This is a genomic window from Rhodococcus phenolicus (genome assembly GCF_001646785.1).
GTDB lineage: Bacteria > Actinomycetota > Actinomycetes > Mycobacteriales > Mycobacteriaceae > Rhodococcus > Rhodococcus phenolicus.
The window spans coordinates 1-17,355 of record NZ_LRRH01000147.1 but is presented as its reverse complement, the minus strand read 5'-3'; the positions used below and the strand labels follow the sequence as shown (position 1 = coordinate 17,355).

14 protein-coding genes and 1 pseudogene are annotated in these 17,355 nt (G+C 65.4%); 6 read left to right on the top strand and 9 right to left on the bottom strand.

Annotated elements, in window-relative coordinates; translation table 11 throughout:
• Positions 1-24 precede the first annotated feature (24 nt).
• The 8 genes from A8G15_RS27875 to A8G15_RS27840 all read right to left on the bottom strand — a co-directional run bounded on the left by A8G15_RS27875 (position 25) and on the right by A8G15_RS27840 (position 9,563).
• A complete protein-coding gene (locus A8G15_RS27875) occupies positions 25-780 on the bottom strand; it encodes an SDR family NAD(P)-dependent oxidoreductase (RefSeq protein ID WP_068166408.1) in 756 nt (251 codons plus the stop codon).
• Between the two features lie 62 nt (positions 781-842).
• On the bottom strand, positions 843-1,841 hold the full coding sequence (locus A8G15_RS27870) for a ferredoxin--NADP reductase (protein WP_068166431.1): 999 nt from the start codon (positions 1,839-1,841) through the stop codon (positions 843-845).
• Between the two features lie 67 nt (positions 1,842-1,908).
• The gene (locus A8G15_RS27865) at positions 1,909-3,810 is read right to left on the bottom strand and encodes a flavin-containing monooxygenase (RefSeq protein ID WP_169833954.1); all 1,902 of its coding nucleotides are present in this window, start codon (positions 3,808-3,810) and stop codon (positions 1,909-1,911) included.
• A 111-nt stretch (positions 3,811-3,921) separates the two neighbouring features.
• Positions 3,922-5,493, bottom strand: coding sequence for a class I adenylate-forming enzyme family protein (locus A8G15_RS27860; RefSeq protein WP_068166404.1), 1,572 nt, complete (start codon positions 5,491-5,493; stop codon positions 3,922-3,924).
• Positions 5,490-6,296, bottom strand: a complete 807-nt coding sequence (locus tag A8G15_RS27855; protein ID WP_068166430.1) for an enoyl-CoA hydratase — start codon at positions 6,294-6,296, stop codon at positions 5,490-5,492. The genes A8G15_RS27860 and A8G15_RS27855 overlap by 4 nt, the downstream gene beginning before the upstream one ends.
• A 2-nt stretch (positions 6,297-6,298) precedes the next feature.
• Positions 6,299-7,375 carry an acyl-CoA dehydrogenase family protein gene (locus tag A8G15_RS27850; RefSeq protein WP_068166402.1) on the bottom strand — a complete coding sequence of 359 codons (1,077 nt, stop codon included), beginning with the start codon at positions 7,373-7,375 and terminating at the stop codon, positions 6,299-6,301.
• Between the two features lie 8 nt (positions 7,376-7,383).
• On the bottom strand, positions 7,384-8,541 hold the full coding sequence (locus tag A8G15_RS27845) for an acyl-CoA dehydrogenase family protein (RefSeq protein ID WP_068166401.1): 1,158 nt from the start codon (positions 8,539-8,541) through the stop codon (positions 7,384-7,386).
• Positions 8,541-9,563: a Rieske 2Fe-2S domain-containing protein gene (locus A8G15_RS27840; protein ID WP_245688036.1), complete on the bottom strand. Its 1,023-nt coding sequence runs from the start codon at positions 9,561-9,563 to the stop codon at positions 8,541-8,543. Before A8G15_RS27840 ends, A8G15_RS27845 begins: the two co-directional genes overlap by 1 nt.
• Before the next feature lie 494 nt (positions 9,564-10,057).
• Between A8G15_RS27840 and A8G15_RS27835 the strand changes: the two genes are divergently transcribed.
• Positions 10,058-11,128, top strand: coding sequence for a Zn-dependent alcohol dehydrogenase (locus A8G15_RS27835; RefSeq protein WP_068166398.1), 1,071 nt, complete (start codon positions 10,058-10,060; stop codon positions 11,126-11,128).
• An 83-nt stretch (positions 11,129-11,211) separates the two neighbouring features.
• On the opposite strand, the gene A8G15_RS27830 is transcribed toward A8G15_RS27835, so the two are convergent.
• The gene (locus A8G15_RS27830) at positions 11,212-12,240 is read right to left on the bottom strand and encodes a TetR/AcrR family transcriptional regulator (protein WP_068166396.1); all 1,029 of its coding nucleotides are present in this window, start codon (positions 12,238-12,240) and stop codon (positions 11,212-11,214) included.
• 403 nt (positions 12,241-12,643) lie between these two features.
• On the opposite strand from A8G15_RS27830, the gene A8G15_RS27825 reads away from it, so the two are divergent.
• From A8G15_RS27825 to A8G15_RS30895, 5 genes and pseudogenes are all read left to right on the top strand, one after another.
• A complete protein-coding gene (locus A8G15_RS27825; RefSeq protein ID WP_211270256.1) occupies positions 12,644-14,020 on the top strand; it encodes an MFS transporter in 1,377 nt (458 codons plus the stop codon).
• Between the two features lie 221 nt (positions 14,021-14,241).
• Positions 14,242-15,060 carry an SDR family NAD(P)-dependent oxidoreductase gene (locus A8G15_RS27820; protein WP_068166392.1) on the top strand — a complete coding sequence of 273 codons (819 nt, stop codon included), beginning with the start codon at positions 14,242-14,244 and terminating at the stop codon, positions 15,058-15,060.
• Between the two features lie 120 nt (positions 15,061-15,180).
• Positions 15,181-16,284 (top strand): alkene reductase, encoded by a 1,104-nt coding sequence (locus A8G15_RS27815; protein ID WP_068166391.1) that lies wholly within the window; start codon positions 15,181-15,183, stop codon positions 16,282-16,284.
• 34 nt (positions 16,285-16,318) lie between these two features.
• Positions 16,319-16,816 carry an SRPBCC domain-containing protein gene (locus A8G15_RS27810; protein ID WP_068166390.1) on the top strand — a complete coding sequence of 166 codons (498 nt, stop codon included), beginning with the start codon at positions 16,319-16,321 and terminating at the stop codon, positions 16,814-16,816.
• Between the two features lie 80 nt (positions 16,817-16,896).
• A pseudogene (locus A8G15_RS30895) lies at positions 16,897-17,054 on the top strand (IS1380 family transposase); the annotation flags it as partial.
• Positions 17,055-17,355 lie beyond the last annotated feature (301 nt).

The following is a 17,355-nucleotide window of genomic DNA, read 5'->3' as shown; positions in this document are numbered from 1 at the left end:
TCTCTTCGTGTCGGCGGATTGTGTCTACTTCGCGCCCTTGATCGCGGGCCGGCCGGCCGTGGCGCCGCCGTCCACGATCAGGTCGTGACCGGTCACGTAGTTGGCCTCGTCGGACGCGAGGTACAGGATGCCGGTCGCCATCTGCGCCGGGTCTGCGGCATAGCCGATCGGCTGGATCCCGTGAAGCGTCTCGATGAACTCGGGATCCGGCGGAACCATCCCGGACAGCATGGTGCCCGGCGAGAGCGTGTTGACGCGAACGCCTTTGGGCGCCAGCTCGATCGCGCACGCCTTCGACATCCCGATCACGGCGGCCTTGGAGCCGCTGTAGAACGCCATACCCTCGGTCGGCAGCGAGCCGCCGTTCGAGGCGGTATTCACGATGGCGCCCGAACCCTGCGCCGCCATCACTCGACCGGCTGCCCGGGTGCCGTAGAAGGCTCCGAGAATGTTCACACCCACCATGCGGTCGACTTCCTCGTTGGGAGCGTCGATCAGCGGGCTGCCACCGAACACCCCCGCGTTGTTGACCATCACGTCGAGCCGACCGTAGCGCTCGACAACGCCGCCGACCAGGCTGTCCACCGCAGCCGAGTCCGCGACGTCGGTCTGCACGAACTCCGCACCCACCGCAGCGGCCGCTGCGGCTCCGGCCTCGGCGTTGACGTCGGCGGCGATGACGGTGGCGCCTTCCGCGACCATCAGCTCGACGGTGGCCTTACCCAGCCCCGATGCTGCGCCGGTGACGATGACGATCTTGTCCTGCATACGATTACCCATGTACGGCAAACCTCCTTCAGCGCGTGCGACGGTCGCACGACGAATCGGACCGAGTACTGCGGTCAGAACTCGATGTCAATCGGGCCTTCGTCCGGCCGGGACCGGCATCCCAGCACGTAGCCGGCCGCGACGTCGTCGGGCCCGAGGACGTCACCGCCCACGCCGCTGACGCTGCCGCCGACGACTCGGCAGACACACGAACCGCATTCACCCGAACGGCACGAGTACGGCACGTCCACGCTCTCCGCCAGCAACGCGTCCACCAGCGTCGTGTCGGCCGGCCAGGCGAACCGGTGAACTGCACCGTTGAGAAGCACGGTCGTGTCGACCGTCTCTGCGGTCGATGCCCGGTCCGCGGCGGGCGCCGGGGCGAACGGATCGCCGGTGATCGAGGAGAACACCTCACGGTGGAACCGCTCACGCGGCACTCCGGCCGATTCGGCCGCAGCGCTCACGGCGTCCATGAACGGGCCCGGGCCGCACACGAACACCTCGCGCGACGGGTCGGCGGCGACCAGGCCTGCAAGCCGCTGCGCGGTCGGGATGCCGTCCACACTGTCGAACCAGTGGACGAGTGTGAACCGTTCCGGGTGCTCGGCCAGCAGTTCGTCGAGCTCTCGGGCAAAGATCACCGACTCCGCATCGCGGTTCGCGTAGAACAGCGTGACCGATCGAACGCCTTGCACCAGTGCGGCTTTCAGGATCGATATGACCGGGGTGATCCCGCTGCCCGCCGCGAAGAGCAGCAGGTCGTCCTCGTAACCCGACAGTGTGAATCGGCCGGCGGGAGGCAGGACGGTCATCGACGCGCCGGCCTCCACGTTGTTGCACAACCAGTTCGATCCGTACCCGGACGAGACCCGCTTCACGGTGATCTTCAGGTCCTCGTCGAGCGACGGCGTGCTCGAGAGCGAATACGACCGTGCGACGTGACCGGTCAGGTCACTCGGGATCCGAACGGTCAGAAACTGTCCGGGCCGGTACGCGAACGTCGGCCGGTCTGCCTCGGCCGGTCGAAGGACGATCGACCGGGCGTCCGGCGTCTCGTCGATCACCGCCATCACCTCGAGCAGATGCCCTCGGCCCGACGACTCGCGGCCGGCGGTCTCCGTAGGCTGCACGACGTTCCTACTCCGCGCTCGCGAAATCGAAATCGCTCAGGCGAAGACGCACGCACATCGCGAAGTACTCTTCGCCGTCCCACGGAGCGCTGACCTGCAGACGACCCCACTTGTTGACGTAGTAGTTCTTTCTCGTCGCGCTCGTCTCCGACAGGTAGATCAGCCGGCAGGCCTCCTTGTGCAGCTGTTCGTTGTAGTGGTCGAACGCCTCCCGCCGGATCTCCATCGACGCGTATCCGTTTTCGAGCATCTCCTGGATCCCCTCGGCGATATAACCGCACCAGGTCTCCAGCCAGATCGGCAGTCCCGCGCCACTCGCGACCGGTTGGGAATTGGGGCCGTAGAGCATGAACAGGTTCGGGAAGCCCGGCACGGTCATCCCGAGATGAGCCTGTGCACCCTGGACCTTCCACACCTCTTCCAGACTCACCCCGTTCGCACCGACGTACTCGGTCGGCCACAGGAACTTCTCGGTCTGGAAACCGACAGCCGCGATGATCAGGTCGGCGTCGCGGACGGTGCCGTCGGAGGTCTGCACCCCACCTTCGGTGAGGCGCTCGATCGGGGTCGTCACCAACTCGACGTTGTCTCTGGTGAGCGACGCGTACCACTGGTTGTCGACCACGGGGCGCCGAGTCATCGGGGGGTAGTCCGGGACCAGCTTCTCGATCAGGTCCTCACGGCCCTTCACCTGGTCACGGATGTACTCGACCAGCATCTCCCGCATCGCGTCGTTACGCTTGTTCACGACGCCGCCATCGGCGATCCACTGCTCGTCCGCGATGAGCAGCTCGCGAAGGTCGTTCGATGCGAATCCGGCGATGTACTTGTTCCAGTTCCAGTAGAACGGCATCGTCTGAAAGAGCCACTGCAACTCGTCCGAGATCGCTTCGCCGTATCTCGCCCGCGGCGAAATCCACTGCGGGGTACGCTGATAGACCGCTACCGACGCTGCCCCACTCGCGATCTTGGACAGCAACTGGACACCGGTCGAGCCGTTGCCGATGATCGCGACTTTCTTCCCGGCGTAGTCGATCGAGTCGTTCCACTCCGTGGTGTGCACGATCCGACCGGAGAATTCCGCGGCGCCCGGGGCGGGCAGTTCGCGCGGTGTCGCGAACAGACCACTCGCTGCCACGACGACGTTCGTCACGACAGTGGTCGGCGGCTGCTCGGCCACCGCCACCGTCAGCGTCCATGTCTTCGCGACGTCGTCGAACCGCGCGGACGTCACATCCGCGTCGAAGACGATGTGCTCGTACACGCCGTGCTTGCGTGCGACGTGGTCGAGGTAGGTGCGTACCTCGGACTGGCTCGCGAAGTACTCCGTCCACGGGTACTTCTTCTCGAAGGAGTACTCGTACGACGCACTGAGCGTGTCGACACGGACGTCGGGATAGGTGTTGATGCTCCACACTCCCCCGATCTCCGAGCGCCGCTCGTAGATCGTGAACGGAATGCCGAGCCGGGCAAGCTGGACTCCCATGGCGATCCCGGAGAACCCGGCCCCGACGATCGCGACCGAGTAGCCCTCGGGGACACACTTCGTGCCCGTCCACTCCCGCTGGAAGGGCCACGCGGGGAAGGACAGGATCCGGCGGCGCATGAACAGATCGTCGGACGCCAGATGACGGGCCTCCGCCATGCGGATGAGATCGGTGATCTCGTCGTTCGACGGCACCCGGCCCTCATCGGCGAGATCGCCGGACATCAGGTACTCGACGGCCTTCGACCTGATCAGATCGGTGTCGTCGTCGGAGAACACCACGGTGTCCGCCACCATGCCCGCGACACGCTCGGCGTGCACTGCGGCGATATCGGGATCGCGGGTCGCCTGGAACAGAGCCATTCGCAGGACGTTCACATCGGCGTCGGCGACCGCGCGCTCCACGAACTTACGGTCTGGCATTTGGGGCTTCATTCTCACTCCTGTACATGCCCTGGGCATGAACGCACGGGCGTCGCTGCTGAGTTCTGGGAAGGATCGTCTACGCTGCCTGCGACTGCGGGCAGACGGACGTCAGGCACCGGTGTGTGCGGCGACCTGGTGGTCGAGAATGCGCTCACGCAGGCTCTGTTTGCGGATTTTCATAGTGGGGGTCTTCGGCAGTTCCGTGACGAACTCGAGCTGCTCGGGGAATTTCGCGGGCGAGATGCCCGACACCCGGCAGTGGTCCCTCAGTTCGTCGAGTTCGACGCGCTGTCCCGGGTCGGTCAGCTGCACCACCGCGCAGATCCGTTCCCCGCGGACTTCGTCCGGGAGCCCGATCACGGCGACGTCCGCGACCGCGGGGTGCTCGACCAGAACGTCTTCGATCTCGGACGGGCTGATCGATTCACCCTTGCGGATGATGAGGTCCTTCTCGCGGCCGACGAGCGTGAGGTGCCCCTCAGGCCCGAGTTTGCCGATGTCTCCGGTGAAGTACCAGCCGTCGGCGTCGAAGGGACGGACGATCGCGCCGTCGGAGATGTAGTGCTTGAACAGAATCGGGCCGCGCAACCACACTCGGCCGGTGCTGCCGACGGGCAGCGCCTCGTCGGACTCGGACCGGATCTGAATCTCGCAGTTCAGGACCGGACGTCCGGACGTCGTCGCGAGCTGGTCGACGGTGTCGGACGGGCGGGCCGACGCGATCATCGGCGACTCCGTCATCCCGTACCCGTGCAGGATCGGTACGCCGATCTCAGTGGAGACCTCGTGGAACAGTTTCTCCGGCATCGGCGCGCCGCCGCCCGTGAGCATCCGCAGGGTCGGGACCACCGGAACGCCCGGCGTCTTCCGTTGCTGCTGGAGCAGAAGCGAGTAGTGCGGGGTCGATCCGCCGGTGAGTGTGACGCCGTGCCGGCGCATCAGCCGGACCGCCGCCACCGGTTCATAGACCGCCATCAGGACCAACGCCATGCCGCTCGACAGCGAGGCGATCAGCATGTCGGGTCCGCCGATGTGCGCGTACGGGAAAAGGATCGTTCCGGTGTCGGCGCGCGTCACCCCGAGGGCGTCGGCGATCCCGAGCCCGCCTGCGACGAGCGTGCTGTCGGTGTGGCAGACACCCTTCGGGGCCGAGGTGGTCCCGGACGTCGTGTAGATCCAACGGATCTCGTCCGCACCGGACTCGACCGGCGCCAGTGCGGCCGGATCGCCCTCGGGCAGCCTGTCGGCGAGCACCAGGACCTGCAGCGGCGCGGACACCGCGGCGCGGACTTCCCCCGCCATGCGGCCGTGATCGTATCCGCGGAACTCACCGACGGTGATGAGCCACTGCGACGCGCACTGCTCGACCATGGCCGTGACCTCACGCCCGCGGTAGAGCGGAATGATGGGGTTCTGCACGGCGCCGATCCTCGACAGGGCCAGGCTCAGAACGACGGCGTCGATGCTGGTGGGGAGCTGCCAGCTGACGACGGCACCCAGCTCGATGCCCTCGGCGAGCAGACCGGCCGCGGTGCGCTCGGCGGCTGCGAGCACACCGGCGAACGTCTCGCTTCGATCGTTCTCGTCGATCAGTGCGACAGCGTCGGGGGTCGCCTCGACGCGGCGGGTGAGCAGGGACCAGATCGACGTGGCGTCGCTGATCCGATCGGTCGCGTTCACGTACGGTCCTTCTTCGCTTCCGCCGGCAACGGATCCGCGGTGAGCAGCGGGTAGCCGGTGGTCAGCATGGAATTCGCGTGGCCGAGCCAGTGCATGTCGAATGCCGACTGGAGTGCCGCCTGCTGACCCATGATGTCCAGCGTCTGGTTGACGGCGCGCTTGCCCTGGCGCAAGGCCCAGGCGTCCATCTGCGCGATCTCGCGGGCGAGATCCATTGTCCGGGCGTCGAGTTCGTCGACCGGCACGACGCGGTTGACCATGCCGGCCGCGAACGCCTCCTCCGCCGAGACGCTGCGCGCGGTGAAGAGCATCTCCTTCGCCCGGCGGGCGCCGAGTTCCCACGTGTGCGCGTGGTATTCGACCCCGCCGATCCCGTACTTGGCGACCGGATCGCTGAAGAACGTGTTGTCGGCGGCGACAATGAGGTCGCACGGCCAGATGACGTTCAGCGCGCCCGCGATGCACGCTCCCTTGACCGACGCGATGGACGGCTTGGGCACGTCGCGCCACCGGCGCGAGAAGCCGAGGTAGTACTCGGTCTCCCATCCGTACGCATTCTCCAACTGGCTCTTGACTTCCGACGGTTCGTAGCCGGAGGTCGTCGACTTCAGATCGTGTCCGGCGGAGAAGTTGTCGCCGTTGGCTCGCACGACGATGACCTTGACCGCATCAGCGGTCGCCGCAGCACGCCACGCAGCGTCGAGTTCTTCGAGCATCGGCTCGTTCTGGGCGTTGTGCTTCTCCGGACGGTTCAGAGTGATGACACCGACTGCGTCCTCGACTCTGTAGTCGATCAGCGGCATGGTCACGCTCCCTCGTAGATTCGGGTGATCGCCGAAACGATCGAGCGATTGTTCTCGGCGGCGTCGCCGAAGTCGTACTGCCAGCGCTTGGCGGCATTGGTGAACAGGTGGACGTCGGACTCGACCATGTAACCGATGCCTGCGTGGACCTCGTGCGCGCAATGGACCATCTCGCGGGCAGTGAGCGCTGCCTGATTACGCATCAGATCGACGTACGGCCGGCCGTCGTCACCCGCGTCCAGCGCGGCTGCCGCAGCTCGGGTGTGCGCCGAGGTGACGTGTGCGTTCACGGCGATGTCGGTGCACAGGTACTGGACCGCCTGGAAGCGTCCGATCGCGCCGCCGAACTGATGGCGCTGCTTGGCGTACTGCACGGTCATGTCGAGCAGGCGCATACCGGCGCCGTACACCTGCGCGGCCCGCAGCACGGCGCCGCGCTGGGACGCACGGTCGATCGCCCGGTCTGCGTCGGCGCCGCGCGCGAGGATCCGCTCATCGACGACGGTGACGCCGGGCAGCGTCATGCCGAACATCGGGTATCCGCCGACGTTCGGCATCGGCTCGACCTTCGCGTCGGCCGCGTCGACGTGCAGAAGAAGGCTCTCGCCCGCTTCGACGGCGTGCACCAGGAAGCTCTCGGCCCGGTCCGCGTAACCGACTCCCAGCACTCGACCGCTCGCCGTTCCTCTGTCGACGGTGACCGCCGAGCCCCAGTTCCCGGTGAGGAAGGCCGGGACGACGACGGCGTCGCCGTCACCGATGCGGGTCGCCAGTTCCGTGGCGGCCGGAGTGCCGGCCAGGGTCGCGGCGTCACGCGCGACGGTGAGGTCCAGCAGCGGCGTCTCGGCCAGCGCCCGTCCCATCTCGACGAAGACCGCCGCGATCGTTCCGAGAGCGGCACCGTCCTCGTTCGTTCCGTTCGCGTCGCCGAGCTGCAACCAGCCCAGTTCGGCGAACTGGCTCACCTGATCGGCGAACGCGACGGTGTTCGAACGGTCCTCCAGCGGCGAGTAGCGCGCGAAGACCGACTTGCTTACATCGGTGAGGGCTGCGAAGTCCTCGCCCCATGTCAGTTCCATGATCTCTCCTATCGCGGCAGGCCGAGGCCACGGGTCGCAAGCACCATCCGCTTGAGCTGGGACGTTCCTCCGGCGTGGTTGGCGAACGACTGCCGGTACCACGCCTCGGGCTTGCCGTTGATCGGCGCGTCGGCCGACTCGCCGCGCAGCTGGCTCGTCGGTCCGAGGACACGGTCGAAGATCTGGGCGAAGAGCGGCTCGTACTCCTTGGCGACGACCTGCTGCGCCCCACCGGCCCACGGCGTCTGCCTGCCTGCGGCGTTGTCGCCGATGATCTCGTAGGCGAGAAGTCGCTGTGTCTGGATCATCTCGGCAAGCTTCGCGAGATCCGCCTGCACATGCGGATCGTCCAGCTTGCCGGGAATCGCCTTGCAGTGGGTGATCAGGGCCCGCAGCCGGCTCTCCTGCATCGCATAGATCGGCTCGACGGTTCCCGAGGCGTAGAAGGCGCGCATGATGTACTGCCAGCCCTTGCCCTCCTCGCCGATCAGCGCGTCCGCCGGCACACGCACCTTGTCCAGGTATGTGCTCGACTGCACGCCACCGCCGTAGTTGCGCATCGGGTGGAGAGTGACACCTGGACTGCGCAGATCGACCACGAAGATGCTGATCGCATCACGCGCGGCGTTGTCGGTCGCCGTGCGGGCGGCCACGTACAGGACGTCGGACATCGGGCCCCACGACGTGAAGGCCTTCTCTCCGGTGATGACCCATTCGTCGCCGTCCCTGACGGCCTTCGTCCGCAGGGAGCCGAGGTCGGAACCTGCCTCCGGTTCGGTGAGACCTTCGGCCCACAGGGTCCGCATGTTCGCGATGTCCGGAAGCAGTCGCTTCTTCTGCTCCTCGGTGCCACCCACCAGGATGGTGCCCGCGGCGAGGAAGATTCCGACCGAGTTGATCATCGGCGCGTCGGCCGCGTACAGCTCCTCGAGCAGGATCTGGTTCGCGATCGGCGCCAATCCCTTGCCGCCGTACTCCTTCGGCCAGGTCAGTCCGATCCACCCCTTGGCGGCGACCTTCTTGCTGAACTCGACGGCGATCGCCCACTGGTCCGGGGCGTCGTCGAATTCCGGATTGAAAGCGTTCTCCTCCGGCAGTTCGGCGTCGAGGAACTCGCGGATCTCGGCCCGCCAGGCCTCATGCTGTTGCGACAGTGCAATTCTCATTACGTGTATTCCGCCTGTAATTCGTCGGTGCCTGCGGTCTGTTCGGCGGCGCCGTGGCCGAGGGTCCCCTCGGGGTAGAAGCGACGAGCCCACTTCCGGATCTCGCGGAAGCCTGCGGCTTCGGCGGTCGCCAGGCCGGGCGGCTCGGTGTAGCGCTGGTGTTCCCAGATTGCGATGTCGGCCTTGACCTGTCCGATCGCGTTGCGCTGCCGCTTCGCCACTCGAGATTCGTCCTCGCCGTCCTCCTTGCTCGCCCACGTGGAGAACCGCAGGATCGAGCGCTCGTCGTCGACGGGGGTCACCGCTGTCAGTGAGCAGATGGACCCGACGCCGTCGGCGTGGGAGAAGCCCAGTCCCAGACCGAGCAGCAACGCCCTCGTGCGGCCCGTGATGTTCTCGACCCCACCATCGACGCTGCGACGCTTGAAATTCAGAGCCAGCTCGGTCTTGAAGTCGTACTCGCCGAATTCGCGGCTGACGACGGTCGGGACCTCGTCGGCGCGGTGGACGTACTTGAAGTGCGCGAAGTCGACACCGTTCTCGGCGGCGTACTGCGGATGGATCGGCAGTTCGGCAGTCTCGAGACGACCGCTCTCCCCCAGGTCGTGGTAGTCGTTCGCCGAACCGGACCCCGGGAACATGTCGAATATGCTCGGCACCTCGTAGAGCGGATCTCCGCCGTCGACGTCGTGCCAGATGTACATGATTCCGTCGCGCTCGGCGGTGGGCCAGGTACCGATCTTGCGTACGCGGTTCGTCGCCTTCTGATACGGAATGCAGGTGTTGCGGCCTTCCGGGCTCCACTGCCAGCCGTGGAACGGGCAGGTGATGTCGTCACCGGCCACTGAACCGCCATGCCCCAGATGGGCACCGAGGTGCTCGCAGTATGCGTTCAGAACCACGAAACGACCGCCCTGAGTGCGGTAGGCGACCAGGTCTTGACCGAAGTACCGCAGAGGCTTGACGTCGCCGGCTTCCAGGTCGGCAGACCAACCGACTTGGAACCACCCGGTCGGTTTCATCGATAACGCCATAGGTGACACTTCATCCTCCTGAACTATTGCAACAGCGGCACTTTCGGCAACTACGCAGAAGCTGCTCTACGACAAGAGCTTTCATCGATCGACCTGCGATGCGCGGCGACGTGACGCTCCATCCGCGATCATGCCCCCAGATCACTTCGGCAACACACCGTGACTGCCATCACTGTAGCCAGTGGCTACGACAGCGTCAACATGTGCGCCCGAGTTCGATCGTCTTCACGGGTCGAAGAGCATCCGGCGGAGGTCGCGCCCCTCGCAGGAAGCCCGCACCGCCGCGGTAACGTGCACGGCACACACCGCCCACCGACCTCCGGGAATTTGACGGTCGGGGTGTCCGCCCCTAGCATCACCAGCGTTGAGACGAAAGCCGCAGTGCGGCCCGGGTTTTCCTCATCACCTTCATTTCCCGCTGCACTTTTCTGCGCATTCGCGCACCATGCGGGTGAATTCTCCGAGAACAGCGAGGTCAGAGGTTGAAAGCAATTGTCTTCGACGGCACCGATTGCAAGCTGGTCGACGGCGTCACCGTCCGCGACCCCGGCCCCGGTGAAGTCCAGGTCCGCATCGTCGCGAGCGGCCTGTGCCAGAGCGACCTGAGCGTGATCAACGGCAAAATCCCGTTCCCGACCCCGGTGATTCTCGGGCACGAGGGCGCGGGCATCGTCGAGGCCGTCGGGGCGGGCGTCACCGTGCCCGCAGTCGGCGACCACGTTGTGCTGTCAACGCTGGCGACGTGCGGGCAGTGCGCCGCCTGCGTCTCCGGACATCCCACGATGTGCCACGAGTCGTTCGGGAAGACGGCAACACCGTTCGAGCTCGACGGCACCCCCATCCACAACTTCGCGACGCTCTCGACCTTCAGTGAGCGAATCGTCGTTCAAGCAGGACAGGCGGTCTCGATCCCGAAGGATATTCCGCTGTCGACCGCGTGCCTGATCGGCTGCGCAGTACTGACCGGCGCCGGATCGGTACTGAATCGGGCCCGCGTCAACCCCGGTGAATCGGTAGTCGTCATCGGCGCCGGTGGCATCGGCCTCAACGTCATTCAAGGTGCTCGAGTCGCGGGCGCGACGACGATCATCGCCATCGACACCAACCCCGACAAGGAATCGAAGACACGCCTCTTCGGCGCCACCCACTTCGTCCGAGCGACCGCCGGCGACACCGTCTCAGCCGTCCGTGAACTCACCGACGGCGGTGCCCATCACGTCTTCGACTGCGTCGGTGGCGAGGCGATCACGAGCCAGGCCATGGAGATGCTCGACTGGGGCGGGCAATTGATCATGCTCGGTGTCGCCGGGCCCGAGGCCAAACTATCGGTCCCGGCCAGCACCTTCTACATGGACCGTGCCGTGCTGGGCTGCCGCTACGGCTCGTCACGACCGGGCGCAGACATCCCCAAGTACCTGGACATGTATCGATCCGGCCGACTCCTCCTCGACGAACTCGTCACCAAGACCTACGAGCTGGAAGACTTCCGATCCCTCATGGACGACGCCCGGAGCGGAAAGCTCGACCGCGGAGTCCTGCTGATGCCATCCTGACATCGGCTTCCCACGGCGATGAGCACGCGGAGGGCCCTGTCGGGGCCCACCGCGTGCTTTCTGTTTCTCCGAAACGCCGGCGTCTACCTGTTCGGCCGTGTCGCGTAGATGAGGACCTTGAGCATGTCGGCGACTTCCTGCCGGACATCTTCTCGACTGCGGTCCGGGTAGTCGCCGAGCACGGTGAGATACGGCTCGTAAAGATCCCACACCGCGCCCACGAGGGCGATCAACGAGGCCAACACCCGCGAATCGAACTCGGTCCGCACTCGAGGTTCGGCCGGGTCGTCCCACAATGTATCGATCTGCGATCGGTAACCCCGTGATCGGACTCCGCCGAGCAGACGATCCGGTCGGGTGCCCTCGAAGAGCGACCACGTCAGCATCCGGCCGAACTGACCCGCGTCGATATCGGCGCCGAACGAGTTCTCGATCGCGGCGTAAGCGTCTTCCTCACCCGATAGACGTTCGCCACCATAGGTGACGAGCAATTCCATCACCGCCACCAACAGGTTCTCTTTCGTTCGATAGAACCGATAGATCAGTCCGTAGGAGACATCCGCCGCGGCGGCGATCTCCCGCAAGGTCACTTTCGCCGGGCCCTTGCGCGCGAAGAGATCCGCAGCAGCGAGGAGAATGGCGTGCTGCGGGCCGGTCGATCCCGCCCGCGACGGTGTCCACTCTGCGATCTCCTTGTCCGCGCGCCGTGCAGTCGACTCGGCATCCGGCGCGGGATTCCCCTCGACGGCGCCGACGACGTAGTCGCCGGCCAACCGGAGCGCATCCTTCTTGGAATCGCGACCCAGCAGCAGGTCGACCGGCGTCCGCTCGGAATCGTCGATTCTCGTGATCGACCACTGGGCGATGGCGTGCGGTTCGATACCCTCGTCGAAAGCCGCGAGGAACTCGGGGACCTCCCGACGGACCCGATGATTCTCCAAGTCGAACTGCCAGACCGGGAACACGGTCACTCCGTCGCCCGGATAGCCGAGCATCTTCCTGCTCTGGACACGCTTGTTGATCGCCTGACGACTGATACCCAGAAACTCGGCCACCTCCGGGGTGGTCCAGACGTCGTCGGCGGATGCAGCGAGTTCGCCAAGGTTTCCCATACGGCGCAGACATTATCATGCTCAGGGGCATAGCGATTCGCGTGCACCCTCGGCGGGTGGGCGGTGCCCGCTGCGGGAGAGCGCATTGTTCCGGCCTCACCTCAGGCCCGTGTTGGATCCTCTCGTTCGTCACCACTTCGGTGTGCGACGGTTCGGGGCCCCCGTCACGGCCGCGCTCGCGCCAGGGGGTGCCGCCGAGGCCGTCCGGCACCGCGCAAACCGCGAGGACACTGACACCGACTCGCAGCTGTTGACGCTCCAATAGCCACTGGCTACAGTGACGGAGGTCACCGCGTGCCGGTCGGTACCCGACCACGCACTCTCGCGGATGCGATCCGGCCGCTCGAACGCCGAATCGACCTTCCCCCCGGTCGTCACGAACGCCACGTCGAACAGGATCACAATGAGCTCACCTGAGAACGCGCCATCAGCCGGCCTGATTCGCAGGGCGTCGCTGGCAGGCTTCTTCGGAACCGCTGTCGAAGCCTACGACTTCATGGTTTTCACCTTTCTGATCGCATACCTGTCCCCCAAGTTCTTTCCCAGCGACGACCCTACGACCGGGATTCTGAGCTCGCTCGCGGTTCTCGGCACCGGATTCCTCGCACGCCCGATCGGAGGCATCGCCTTCGGTCGAATCGGGGACCGCTACGGTCGTCGATTCACGCTGATCCTCACCATCTCGGGCATGGGTGGTGCCACCATCCTGATGGGGCTGTTGCCGACGCACTCCGCCGTCGGAATCCTGGCCCCCGCCCTGCTCGTTCTCACACGTCTGATGCAGGGATTCTTCGCAGGCGGAGAGCAGATGGGTTCGGCCACGTTCGTCACCGAACACGCGTCCACCAAGAACTACGGCGTCCTGAGTGCGATGACCCCGTCGGGATTCGCGTTCGGTGCCGCAGTTGCTCCGCTGGTCGTCGCTGTCACCACCTCCCTGTCCTCGGAAGACACGATGGCAAGCTGGGGCTGGCGCATTCCCCTCCTCATGTCTCTGCCGCTCATGCTGTACGTTCTGTATCTGCGTACGCGGCTCGAGGAATCACCCGAGTTCCAGAAACTCGCCGGCAAGCACGAGGTCCAGTCCGCCCCGTTGCGTGTGGTCGTCAAGCGGTACCCCGTGACACTGCTCCGTGTGATCGCAATCAGCACATCAGTTCTCGCGATCGGCTATGTGATTCCGGCGTACATGCCGCTGTTCCTGCGTCAGGAAGTCGGCATGCCCCCCGGCACCACCGCTTGGCTGGCCACCGCCGGATCGACCTGCGCCATCGTCCTCGGATTCGCCGCCGGATTCATGATCGACCGGAGCGGCCGGAAGTACACCATGATCCTGGGGTTGGGCGCCATCCTGGTGACCATGCTCCCGATCATGTACGTCATCAAGGCGACTGGCGGGAATCTCCTCGTCACCGCGCTCGGTCACATGCTCCTCGTCGGTCTGGCCGGAGCCTCTGCTGTACCCGTGTACGCGACACTCACGTCGGCCTTCCCTGCCGCGGTTCGCTACACCGGTGCTGCAATCGGATTCGGTCTCGGTTCGGCGCTCGGCGGCGGGCTCGGGCCTTACCTGGCAGGAAAGCTCACCGCGACGACAGGGAACCCCTATGCCGCCTCCATCGTCGTCGGCACCGCGGCACTGTTGGGCATCGTGGTGATTGCCACCATGCCGAACAGCAACAGCAGTACTGCGCCCGCAACCACGCTCATGACAGGCGAACCCGAGCCCGATGAGACGGATTCGGCGGGAGAGTCCCCGCTGCCTTCGAAGTCGGTGTGACATTCAATTTTCGTGGCCCCGCACCTGTCAGGCGTCAGGACTGCGGACACCGGTTGTGCCGCCCCCCGACAGCCCGCACCGGATGGAATCGGATTTCATTTCACCACTCCGTAATCGAAATTGGCGCAACCGAAGTCGGTTGTCCGCGCCGTCATCGAAATCGGCATCCGGATCAGCCATCCGGCCACGAAGCTCGCACGCGTCCCCAGATCGGAGTACATATGCCTCAGGACCCTGCCACGTCTGTCGACCGCTCCGACAGTGAGGGGATCGTCGATTACCGCGGCCGGTTCGACCTGTCGCAACGCCGATTCCTCGTACTCGGTGGCGGACAGGGGATGGGGCGGCAGACTTCTCATGCACTCGCGCAGCTCGGCGCCTCCGTGATCGTCGCCGACGTCGATCGGGACCGCGCCGCCCAGGTGTGCGCAGAGATCGGTGCGGCGGCCGCGGCCGTCCAGGTCGATGCCACCGACGACGCCGGCATGGCCGCGTTGGCCGAGTGCGCGGGCGAGCTCGACGGCGTCGTCGATGTCATCGGCATGGCGAGATACGGTCCGCTGGTCGACATCACCGACGAAGACTGGCTTTGGGAGGAGGGCATCGTCCTGCGCCACGCAGTCCTCGCGCTTCGGCATTTCGGCACTCCGTCGCGTATCCGCGGCGACGGCTCCATCACCTTCGTCTCATCGGTCTCCGGAATCGGCAGCTCCCCGGTACACGCAGCCTACGGCGCGTACAAGGCAGCACTCGGGTCGTTGGTCCGCTCGGCGGCCGTCGAGCTGGGCCCTTCCGGCATCCGCGTCAACGCGGTGGCTCCCGGATTCGTTCTGACGCCACGGATCTCGACGATCCTCGACGCCGATGCGCTCGAGTACACCCGAACCCAGATACCGCTTCAGCGGGTGACGATGCCCGCCGACGTGGCGAGCGCGCTCGTCTTCCTGGTGAGCGACCACGCCCGAACCATCACCGGGCAGGTCATGGTCGTCGACGGCGGAGCCACCAACAAGTACCCCTACGACATGTCGGGCTTCTGAGTCCGCCGACGTCGCCGAAGGTTACGCACTCGGACGCTGGCGCGTCACGATCCGGGGCCGATCGAGATCGAGATCCGGTGCCCCACTCGTCTGTGAATCAACTTTTCAGAAGGAGACTGAATGACTCGGCTGTTCGACCAATACCGGCTCGGCGACATCGTTCTGAGGAACCGCGTAGTGATGGCCCCCATGACGCGGGCTCGCAGCGTCGACACCATTGCCGGCGCACATACGGCAGAATACTACCGCCAGCGCGCGACCGCAGGGCTCATCGTCACCGAAGGCACACCCATCTCCCCCGAAGGCCAAGGCTACGCGCTGGTTCCGGGAATCTGGTCCAGGGAACACGTTGCCGGCTGGCGAACGGTGACCGATGCCGTTCACAACGAAGGCGGCCGAATTTTCGCCCAACTGTGGCATGTCGGCCGACTGTCCCACACGTCACTTCAGCCTGATCGGCAGCGACCTGTCAGTGCCGGTTCAGCACCCGCCCGCGAATGCAAGACCTACGCCTTCGTCGACGACGGCACCATCGGTTTCGTCGATGTGAGCACGCCCCGGCCGTTGTCCACGGAAGAAGTGGACAGGGTGGTTGGTGACTTCGCCTGCGGCGCAACCAACGCGAACGACGCCGGTTTCGACGGTGTCGAATTACACGGCGCCAACGGCTACCTGTTCGAACAGTTCCTCAACCCTTCGGCCAACACGAGAACCGATCGCTACGGTGGTTCCATTCCGAATCGTGCCCGTTTCCTCCTCGAGGCGGTCGATCGGGTGAGTGAGGCAATCGGGTCCACCCGCGTCGGGATCAGGCTCTCACCGTTCAGCGAGCTGTTCGACATGCCTGCATACTCCGAAACCGCCGACACCTACTTGTATCTGGCGTCCGAACTGTCCCGCCGCAACCTCGCCTACCTGCATCTCAACGATCAGCTTTCGGCCGGCGGCCGCGCAGTAGGAACGGAGTTTCTCACCGAGTTCCGAGCCGAGTATCCGGGAACGATCATCTTCGCGGGCGGCATGACACGTGAGCTGGCGGAGGGCTTGATCGAGAAGAACCTGATCGACCTCAGCGCCTTCGGGCAACCGTTCATCGCCAATCCCGACCTCGTCGAGCGCATGCAGAACGGCTGGCCCCTGACGGAACCCGATCCGAACTCGTACTACGGCGGTGGGGTCGAGGGCTATCTCGACTACCCGAGGTTCGATCCAGCGACCGTGTGACCACGATTATCAGAATCTCACTACTGGAGGTAAAATGTCCGAATTGCAGATCCCGAGTTACGACCCGGCCACACTCGTCCGCTCCATCACGGTCGAGATCGAGGCACCTGCGAGCCTGGTGTGGGAGGTCCTCACGGAGCTCGACAAATATCCGCTCTGGAACCCCTTCTGCGTAGCGGTGAAGTCAACGCTGGAAATCGGTGCGCCCGTCGAGATGACGCTGGCAGATTACACCGGGGGCGACGGGACCTTCCCGTACACGGAGTATGTCTGCGCCGTCGTGCCTGAGCGTCTGCTGTCGTGGGAGCTCCTACCGACGCCGGACTGCCGTGATGCCGCCCGACGCGACCAGATCATCGAGCACCTCGACGAGGGTCGTTGTCGCTACTACTCCACGGATGCATTCCTCGGTGAGGCCGCGCACCAGATCATGGCCGAAAGCGGCGAGTGGGTGAAGCGTGCTTTCGACGAGACTGCCATGGCACTGAAAGCACGATCCGAGAGCCTTTATCGCAATGCAACAGTTTGGTAACCGTCACCGCATCTCGGCACCTCCGGCCTCTACCTCGATGTCAGCGACGGCCACCGCGACGACGTACGAGCCGCTCGATCAGGTACCACCCGCTCAGGCTGCGGTTGCGATCGATCGACGGCCGGGTCGCCCGGCATGCCCGCCGTGTCCGTCTGCGTCCGGCCGCGCCGCCGCTCCAGATGTCGATGTCCTCGTAATCGGCCTGAACCGGCTCGCAGCGCTTCCGGCGGCCACGTGACCTGCACGTATCGCTTTCAACGAGACGAAAGGAAACCGTTCTCCGGGGCCGTGGACCTCGGCGACACCCGACCGTGTCGGGTCGTCGGCCGTGGATGCACACCGGATCCACGGTCTCCGCCTCCGATCCGAAACCGCTCGGGCCGGCACGTGATTCGCGCGAAAGATCGAGGTTGGCCTGCCGGACCCCGACATGCCGGGACTTCACCTGCGGTCGATGGGCGCATCATTTGTGGTCGTTCCAACACCTCCAGCAGATTGCGTCCACCACCGAATCCCCATTACTGAGGTTTTCTCACCAG